General features: G+C 66.3%; 6 protein-coding genes. 4 read left to right on the top strand and 2 right to left on the bottom strand.

What is annotated here, in order from left to right; genetic code table 11:
• The first annotated feature begins 15 nt into the window (after positions 1 to 15).
• Positions 16 to 2,439, top strand: a complete 2,424-nt coding sequence (gene ppsA / locus ACCD06_RS27305) for a phosphoenolpyruvate synthase (RefSeq protein WP_109156732.1) — start codon at positions 16 to 18, stop codon at positions 2,437 to 2,439.
• Positions 2,436 to 3,014: an NAD(P)H-dependent oxidoreductase gene (locus ACCD06_RS27310; RefSeq protein WP_109156731.1), complete on the top strand. Its 579-nt coding sequence runs from the start codon at positions 2,436 to 2,438 to the stop codon at positions 3,012 to 3,014. Before ppsA ends, ACCD06_RS27310 begins: the two co-directional genes overlap by 4 nt.
• A 91-nt stretch (positions 3,015 to 3,105) precedes the next feature.
• On the opposite strand, the gene ACCD06_RS27315 is transcribed toward ACCD06_RS27310, so the two are convergent.
• A complete protein-coding gene (locus ACCD06_RS27315) occupies positions 3,106 to 3,507 on the bottom strand; it encodes a DUF3775 domain-containing protein (RefSeq protein ID WP_413344811.1) in 402 nt (133 codons plus the stop codon).
• A gap of 277 nt (positions 3,508 to 3,784) precedes the next feature.
• Between ACCD06_RS27315 and ftsH the strand changes: the two genes are divergently transcribed.
• Both ftsH and ACCD06_RS27325 read left to right on the top strand, forming a co-directional pair.
• Positions 3,785 to 5,719, top strand: coding sequence for an ATP-dependent zinc metalloprotease FtsH (ftsH, locus tag ACCD06_RS27320; RefSeq protein ID WP_109156729.1), 1,935 nt, complete (start codon positions 3,785 to 3,787; stop codon positions 5,717 to 5,719).
• A gap of 132 nt (positions 5,720 to 5,851) precedes the next feature.
• Complete coding sequence (locus ACCD06_RS27325) at positions 5,852 to 7,564, top strand: long-chain-fatty-acid--CoA ligase (RefSeq protein WP_413344813.1); 1,713 nt, start codon at positions 5,852 to 5,854, stop codon at positions 7,562 to 7,564.
• Between the two features lie 269 nt (positions 7,565 to 7,833).
• Here ACCD06_RS27325 and glmS read toward each other — a convergent pair.
• Positions 7,834 to 9,303: glutamine--fructose-6-phosphate transaminase (isomerizing) (gene glmS, locus ACCD06_RS27330; RefSeq protein ID WP_413344815.1), on the bottom strand; the 1,470-nt coding region annotated here is incomplete at its 5' end.

Consider the following 9,303-nt stretch of genomic DNA (forward strand, 5'->3'; position numbering starts at 1 on the left):
ACAAGGAGGCCGGATATGCCGGACGCCACATACATCCGCTGGTTCTCCGACCTCGGCCGCGACGACGTGGCCCTGGTGGGCGGCAAGAACGCCTCCCTCGGTGAGCTGTACCGGCACCTGAAGCCGCTGGGGGTCGAGGTGCCGGACGGATTCGCCCTGACCGCGGCGGCCTTCCGCGATGCGCTGACCGCGGCCAAGGCGTGGGAGGACCTCCACGCGCTGCTCGACGGGCTGGATAAGAACGACGTGGCCCGGCTTGCGAGCGCCGGAGCCCGTGCGCGCGACATCGTCTACTCGGCCGGCCTCACGCCGGCGATGGAGGCGCAAATCCGCACGGCCTTCCGCGCCCTGCTGGCCGAGTACGGGGAGGGCCTGACCGTCGCAGTCCGCAGTTCCGCCACCGCGGAAGACCTGCCGACCGCCAGTTTCGCCGGGCAGCACGAGACCTATCTGAATGTGTCCGGAGAGGCCATGCTGCTCGACGCGGTGCGGCGCTGCCACGCCTCGCTGTTCACCGACCGGGCCATCTCCTACCGAATCGACCAGGGCTTCGACCACTTCAAGGTCGCACTGTCGGTTGGCGTGCAGAAAATGGTGCGTTCCGACCTCGCCTCGGCCGGGGTGATGTTCACGCTGGATACGGAATCGGGATTCCGCGACGCCGTGTTCATCACCGGCGCCTATGGGCTGGGGGAAACGGTCGTCCAGGGGGCGGTCGATCCCGACGAGTTCTATGTGCACAAGGCGACCTTCCGGCAGGGCCACCGCGCGGTGCTTCAGCGGCGGTTGGGCGAGAAGCAGGTGAAGATGGTTTACCGGCCTGGCCGCACGCGCGAGCCGACGCGGACCGTCCCCACCCCCGACGCCGACCGGGAGCGCTTCTGCCTGACCGACGAGGAGGTGCTGCGGCTTGCCGGATACGCCATCCGGATCGAGGATCACTACGGCCAACCCATGGACATCGAATGGGCCAAGGACGGACTGGACGGCGGCCTCTACATCGTCCAGGCCCGGCCGGAGACGGTCGCCTCCCAGCGGACGGCGCTGGAACTGGAGAGCTTCGTTCCAAAGGCGAAGGGGACCGTGCTCGCGTCGGGACGCGCCGTCGGCGGACGCATGGCCACCGGGACGGTGCGCGTGGTGACCGACGCCCACCATCTGTCGGCCTTCCGTCCGGGCGAGGTTCTGGTGGCCGACACCACGACGCCGGATTGGGAGCCGGTGATGAAGACGGCCGCCGCCATCGTTACCAACCGGGGAGGCCGGACCTGCCATGCCGCCATCGTCGCCCGCGAACTGGGCATTCCAGCCGTGGTCGGAGCCGAACGCGCGACGGAGGCCCTGCGTGATGGGCAGACGGTGACCGTCTCCTGCGCGGAGGGTGAAACCGGCAAGGTCTATGACGGCGCCGTTCCGTTCCGGGTGGAGCGCCTGGATCTTGGCCGGCTGCCGCGGCCGCAGACGCGCATCATGGTGAACCTCGGCAATCCCGATCAGGCCTTCCAGACCGGCCGGCTGCCGGTGGACGGTGTCGGGCTGGCGCGCATGGAGTTCATCGTCAACGAGGCCATCAAGGTCCATCCGATGGCGCTCGTCCACCCCGAGCGTGTCGAGGACGCCGACGTGCGGGCCCGCATCGCCCACCTGACCCGCAACCACCCGGACGGCAGCGCCTATTTCGTGGAGCGCCTGTCGGAGGGGGTCGGCACCATCGCGGCGGCTTTCTTCCCGCGCCCGGTGATCGTCCGGCTGTCCGATTTCAAGACGAACGAATACGCTTCCCTGCTCGGCGGGAGATGGTTCGAGCCGGTCGAGGAGAACCCGATGCTGGGCTTCCGGGGGGCTGCGCGTTACGCCCACCCGGCTTACGAGGAAGGCTTTGCGCTGGAATGTCGGGCGCTTGCCCGCGTGCGTGGCGAGATGGGGCTGACCAACGTGAAGGTGATGGTGCCCTTCTGCCGCCGTCTGGAGGAAGCCGATCGGGTGATCGCCGCCATGGCGCGCCACGGGTTGGAGCGCGGGCGTGACGGCCTCCAGGTCTACGTGATGTGTGAAATCCCCAACAACGTGCTGCTGGTGGATGAGTTCGCCCAACGATTCGACGGTTTTTCCATCGGGTCGAACGACCTGACGCAACTCACGCTCGGGGTGGACCGCGACAGCCCGCTGGTCGCCTTCGATTTCGACGAGCGCGATCCCGGCGTGCTGGCCTTCCTGCGCCAGGCCGTGGAGGGCGCGCGGCGCAATGGCCGGCCCTGCGGCATCTGCGGACAGGCGCCCTCGGACTATCCGGAGATCGCCGAATTCCTGGTGCGCCTCGGCATCGACTCCATCAGCCTGACGCCGGACAGCGTGCTCAGGACGTTGCGCGCGGTCGTGGAACTGGAACAGAAACTCGGCCGCGCGCCGCGCGAGCCCGGAACGGGAGGAGTGTCATGAAGCACGTCGTCGTTTTCGCGCATCCGCGCTCCGGCAGCTTCATCCGGCAGGCGGTGGGCGCCTATGTGGACGAGTTGGAGCAATGTGGGCACGCGGTCACCGTGCGCGACCTTTACGCCATGGACTTCAACCCGGTCCTTTCGGAGGAGGAACTGGCCGGCACGGGGCCGGTACCCGAAGACATCCAGCGCGAGCAGGACCTCATCACGGCATCCCAGGCGGTTTCCTTCGTGTTTCCGATCTGGTGGGCCGGCATGCCGGCGATGCTGAAAGGCTATGTGGACCGTGTCTTCAGTTACGGATTTGCCTGGGAAATGCGGGGCGAGGAGGTCGAGGGCAAACTCCATGGGCGCAAGGGGCTGATCGTCACGAGTTCCGGAGCCCCGATGGCCTTTCTGGAGGCGACCGGGGAGAGGCAGGCCTTCACGGTGACACAGGACGTTGCGATCATGGGACTGTGCGGCATCAGGGTGGTCGAGCATCTGCATTTCGACGATCTGGGGCCGCACACCACGCCCGCACAGGTCGACGACGACATCCGCCGCATCCGCGCGGCCGCGCGCAACCATTTCTGAATGGGGCATGCGGCCCGGCCCCGCCGCTTGGCCCCACCGGACCGCGACGGATGCCGAAGCCGCGCCTCAATCATTCCGCCGCCGATCCGTCCTAAAGCCGGTTGATTTCGAATTCCTCGCAGGAAAAACCGAGCTGGGCGGCACCCTCCTCCAGGCAGTCTCCCAGGTTGGGGATGCCGATGAGGTAATCCGCGGAACGGGCGGTATGGCGTTCCCGGGCCAGCGCCTGCGCCTCGGCCCATTCGTTCGCCGAGAAATCGCCGCGCCCCAGCCAGACCAGCGCGATCACATCGACCACCTCGTCGTCGTCGAGACCGTCGATGGCGTCCTTCAGTTCCGCCAGGGTCGGATCGTCGGCGGAATCCTCCAGCACCGCCCGCATCCCGTCGTCGCTGGGGTTGGAGCCCTCATCCAGATCGGACGGTTCCACCTTGGCGTCGAATTCGCGGGCCTTGACGATCAGAAAGCACAGCTTCTGCAATCCGACGTTCAACTCGGACACCGGTTCGACGGATGGGGGTTCGACGGACGGGGGTTCGACGGACGGGGGTTCGGCGGACGGGGCTGGCTGGGGAGGAGCAGGTTTGGCCATGGCGGTCCGGACTCCTTTGGCGGACTCCCTGAACGGTATCCGTGCAACCGCATCGGGAGAATGCCGCCATTGATCCACGGCTTCACCATGCCGGCCTTAACCTGAGTAAAGGACAGGACGCGGACGCCCCTGCAGCCTTCAGGGGATGCGGGCGGTTCAGACCGCAGCGGGAGGTGTCATGGACGACAAGAAGGACAGCGACCGCGGCGCCGACCTGCTGTTGTGGCTTGCCCTTGCCCTGTCGATCGGGGTCGGGCTGTTCCTGCTGTGGGCGCTCCCCGGCGTTCATCAGGCGCAAACGATACCCTACAGCCAGTTCCAGGATCTGCTGGATCGCGGCAAGATCGAGCAGGTCATGGTCGGCGAAACCACCCTGACCGGTACGCTGAACGAACCTCTGCCCAACGGGTCGCGGACATTCGAGACCGTCCGTGTCGCGCCCGACATCGCCCGCGACCTCTCGGCCCGTCACATCCCCTTCAGCGGCATCAGCGGGTCAAGTTGGGCATCAGGCATCGTCAGTTGGTTCGGCTGGCTCCTGATCCTGTTCGCCGTGTGGAGTCTGGCCGGGATGTCCGGCATGCGGGCGGGCGGAGGCCTGCTGTCGATAGGCCGCAGCAAGGCCAAGCTGTTCGCCGAGACCGATGTCTCCATCAGGTTCGATGATGTCGCCGGTGTCGACGAGGCGAAGGAGGAACTGCGGGAGGTCGTGGAGTTCCTGCAGAATCCGAAGGAGTTTTCGCGCCTTGGCGCCCATGTGCCCAAGGGGATTCTGCTGGTCGGTCCGCCTGGAACCGGCAAGACGCTGCTGGCCAGGGCCGTCGCCGGCGAAGCCAAGGTTCCCTTCATTTCGACCAACGGATCGGAATTCGTCGAGATGTTCGTCGGGGTCGGGGCCGCGCGGGTGCGGGACCTGTTCACGCTCGCACGGGAGCGAACGCCGGCCATCATTTTCATCGATGAACTCGACGCGCTCGGCCGCGCACGCGGATCCCTGCCGATGCTGGGCGGCCACGACGAGAAGGAACAGACGCTCAACCAGCTTCTCGCCGAACTGGACGGCTTCGACCCCAGTGCCGGTCTGGTTTTGCTGGCGGCAACCAACCGCCCGGAAATCCTTGATCCGGCCCTGCTCCGCGCGGGGCGGTTCGACCGGCAGATCCTGGTGGATCGGCCGGAAAAATCCGGACGTGCGCAAATCCTCGCGATCCACACCAGACGGGTCCCTCTCGGCCCGGATGTGGACCTCGCCAACTTGGCGGCTCTGACCCCGGGCTTCACCGGTGCCGACCTGGCCAATCTGGTCAACGAGGCGGCGATGATCGCCACGAGGCGGGACGCCGACGCCGTGTCGACGGAGGATTTCGAGGCCGCCATCGAACGGATCGTCGCCGGATTGGAGAAGAAATCCCGCATTCTCAGCCTGCACGAACGATCCATCGTCGCCCACCACGAGATGGGACACGCCCTGGTCGCCATGGCGATCCCGGGCACCGATCCTGTCCAGAAGGTATCGATCATTCCGCGCGGCATCGGGGCGCTCGGCTACACCATCCAGCGCCCGACGGAGGATCGCTTCCTGATGGGCCGCCACGAGTTGGAAGACAAGATGACCGTCCTGATGGCCGGCCGGGCAGCGGAGCAGATCGTGTTCGGCGAGGTATCGACGGGCGGAGCCGACGATCTGGCGAAGGTCACTGACATCGCCAGGGGCATGGTGATGCGGTACGGCATGGACGAAACGCTGGGGGCGGTCTGCTACGACACCGAGCCGGGCCATCTTCTCGGTCAACCCCAGGGCGCCTTCTGGCAACCCCGGCATTACGGCGAAGCGTCGGCCAGCCGCATCGACGCGGCGGTCCGCACCCTGGTCGAGGCCGCCGCATCGCGGGCATCGGACATCTTGCGCAGGAACCACGCCATGCTGGAGCAAGGGGCAAGAAGCCTGCTGGAGCGTGAAACCCTGACCGCGGACGAACTGCCGAAGCCGCTGCCGGAATCGGAGGGCACGGAACAAGACCCTGAAGAAGAAAGCAAACAGAGCGCGGAGACTGTGCCGGATGAGTCGAAGGCTTTTGCCGAAGCCCCGCGGTGCATTCTCGGCACGCAGTGAGACTTCGCGCCGGTCGGCATCATCCATCCTTCAGGGAATGGCGACAAGGCAACGGCTTTAACCTGCATCAAGAGGTGGTCCCGGCAGGTCCGATAGACTGTGTCCGGCACACCCGTGATCGGAACCGACGTCATGATCAGGTCCATCGCCGACGCCACGGCAGGCGCCCAGGGGGTCACCTACCCCTGGGAGCGCAACTATCCTCCCGGATTGGACTGGCGCCGCCCGCCGCCGGCGCGGCCCCTGCCTGCACTGCTCGAGGAGGCGGCCGCGACCCACCGGGACCGGCCCTGCATGGATTTCCTCGGGCGGCGCCATTCCTTCGGCGAAACCCTCGATCTGGTCGAAAGGACCGCCAAGGGGCTGCAGGAGCTGGGTGTCGGCGAGGGAACACGGGTCATGCTTCTGCTGCCCAACTGTCCCTATTTCATCATCGCCTTCTATGCCATCCTCAAGGCTGGCGGCACGGTGGTGAACGCCAACCCGCTGAATGCCGAGCTTGAGCTTGAACGGCAGATCGCCGACTCCGCCGCCGAAATCCTGATAACCCTCGACCTGCCAAGATTCCAGGCCACCCTGTCGGCGGTGGGATGGCCGGGCCGGCTGCGCCGGATCATCGTCGCCTCCCTGGCGGAAAGCCTGCCCTTCCCGAAGAACTGGCTGTATCCCCTGTTGCACCGGGGGGACGTCGCCGACTTTCCGGATGACGGACGCCATCTCTCCTTTTCCAGCCTGCTCGACAATGACGGCCGCTGTGTTCCGGTCGGTATCGATCCGCAGCATGCGCCGGCCGTCATCCAATACACCGGCGGCACCACCGGAGTGCCCAAGGGGACCGTCCTCACCCATGCCGGCCTCTTCGTGAATGCCTGCCAGTGCCGGGACTGGCTCACCGGAAGCGCGGTGGAACAGGAGCGCCTTCTTGCCGTGTTGCCGCTGTTCCATGTCTTCGGCATGACCGCGGTGATGAACTTCGGCATCGCGCTCGGCGCCGAGCTGGTGTTGCTGCCGCGGATCGACGTGCGGGAGATTCTTGCCACCATCCAGAGCAAGCGCCCGACCATGATGACCGGCGTTCCCCGGCTTTTCCAGGCGCTGATCGACTGCCCCACCGCAGCCCTCCATGATCTGTCGTCGCTGCGGCTGTGCATCTCCGGCGGCGATAGCCTGCCGCCGCTGCTGCAGGAGCGCTTCCAGGCGATGACCGGCAGCAGGCTGGTCGAGGGGTACGGCCTGACGGAGGCATCCCCCGTCGTCACCTGCACCCCCTACGAAGGCGCCACCAAGCCCGGTTCGGCCGGGCTGCCCCTGCCGGGGACCATCGTCGAGATCGTGTCCGTTGAAGACGGCACGACGCCCCAACCGGTGGGCAGGGTGGGGGAGGTGTGTGTCAGCGGCCCCCAGCTCATGGCCGGCTATTGGAGCGACGACGAAGCGACCGCAAAGGCGATGGCCGGTGGACATCTCCACACGGGCGACATCGGCTTTCTCGACGAGGACGGCTATCTCCACATCGTCGACCGGCTGAAGGATCTCATCATTGCCGGCGGGCAGCATGTGTATCCGCGCGTGGTCGAAGCCGCGATCCGCGAACACCCGGCGGTGAGCGATGTCGCCGTGATCGGCGAACCCGATCCGGTACGCGGCCAGACGGTCAAGGCGTTCGTCGTCGCGAAGGCCGGCGCCGGGCTGTCGGCGGAGGACCTGCACAGCTTCCTCGTTCCCCGCCTGTCCCGTTTTGAACGACCGTCGACGATCGAGTTCCGATCGGCCCTGCCCACGTCGATCATCGGCAAGATCCTGAAACGCGATCTGCGCAGCGCAACCGAGCAGCCCGACCTGTGAACCGGCATGGAACGAGGGACACAGTAAACCGCTCCGGATTTTCCGGTGACTGTTTCTGTTGAGTCACGCCGCCTTCCTGTCCTGGTCTAATGCTTAACGGCGGCGAGCCATGACACCTCCGGGATGCGGCTGCCTTTTTCGATGGCGTGCCGAATCCCCGGAAGGTGCAAGGTCATTCAGTATGAGGCTTTGTTGTCCAGTATGACCGTTTATTCTTCAGTGTGAGACTCTATTCTCTGCGCACATACCAATTCTTTTCAAGCGGTCTCTTACTCCACAGTCACGCTCTTTGCCAAATTCCGCGGCTGATCGACATCAGTCCCCTTAAGCACCGCGGTGTGATAGGCCAGTAGCTGCACCGGAATGGCGTACAGCAGCGGCGCCACCAGCGGGTCGCAGGCGGGGAGTTCGACCGACCAGCGGACCTTGTCCTTCAGCTTGTCGATGCCCTTCCGGTCGGCCAGCAGCAGGACCTTGCCGGAGCGGGCGCAGACCTCCTGCACGTTCGACACCACCTTCTCGAACAGGGCGTCGGACGGCACCAGCACGATCACCGGCACATTGTCGTCGATCAGCGCGATGGGGCCGTGCTTCAATTCGCCGGCGGCGTAGCCTTCGGCGTGGATGTAGCTGATTTCCTTCAGCTTCAGCGCCCCTTCCAGGGCCAGCGGGTACATGGCGCCGCGGCCGAGATAGAGCACGTCGCGGGCCTCCGACACCTCCTGCGCCAGCTCCTTCAGCCGCTCGTCATGGGCCAGCACGTCGGCGGCGCGGGCCGGGACCTCGCGCAGGGCGTGGGCGATCTGCTGCATCCGCTCCTGGTCGATGGCGCCGCGGGCGCGGCCGACGGTGACGGCAAGGCAGGCCAGCGTCGTCAGCTGGGTGGTGAAGGCCTTGGTCGAGGCGACGCCGATCTCCGGACCCGCCATGGTGTAGAGCACGGCGTCGGATTCCCGCGCGATGGTGCTTTCCGGGGCGTTGACGATCGACAGGATCTTCTGGCCCTGGCGCTTGCAGTAACGCAGCGCTTCCAGCGTATCCAGCGTCTCGCCCGACTGCGAGATGAACAGTGCGATGCCGCCCGGCGGCAGCGGCGCCTCGCGATAGCGGAACTCCGAGGCGATGTCGACCTCGACCGGGATGCGGGCCAGCGTTTCGAACCAGTATTTGGCGACGAAACCGGCGTAATAGGCGGTGCCGCAGGCGACAATGGTCAGCTTGCTGGCGCCGGCCAGATCGAAGGGGAAGTCCGGTAGGGAGAAGGTGCCGGTTTCCGGGTTGATGTAGGCGTTCAGCGTGTCGCCGATGACCTGCGGCTGCTCGTAGATTTCCTTGAGCATATAGTGGCGGTAGCCGTCCTTGCCGATCAGGGCGCCGGACACCGCGGTGGTCTTCACCGGCCGTTCGACCACCGCATCGGTGGCGTCGTGGACGATGGCGGCGGTGCGGCTGACCTCGACCCAGTCGCCGTCCTCCAGATAGCAGATGCGGTTGGTCAGCGGCGCCAGGGCGAAGGCGTCGGAGGCCAGATACATCTCGCCCTCGCCATAGCCGACGGCCAGCGGCGTGCCGTGGCGGGCGCCGATCATCAGCTCATGCTCGCCGGCGAAGATCAGCACCAGGGCGAAGGCGCCGGTGAAACGCTTGAAGGCGGCGGCCGACGCCTGGACCGGCGTCATGCCGTGCTGGTCCAGGTAATAGGTGACGAGGTGGACGATCACCTCGGTGTCGGTGGCGCT

It is taken from the genome of Azospirillum sp. CT11-132 (genome assembly GCF_047302835.1).
GTDB lineage: Bacteria > Pseudomonadota > Alphaproteobacteria > Azospirillales > Azospirillaceae > Azospirillum.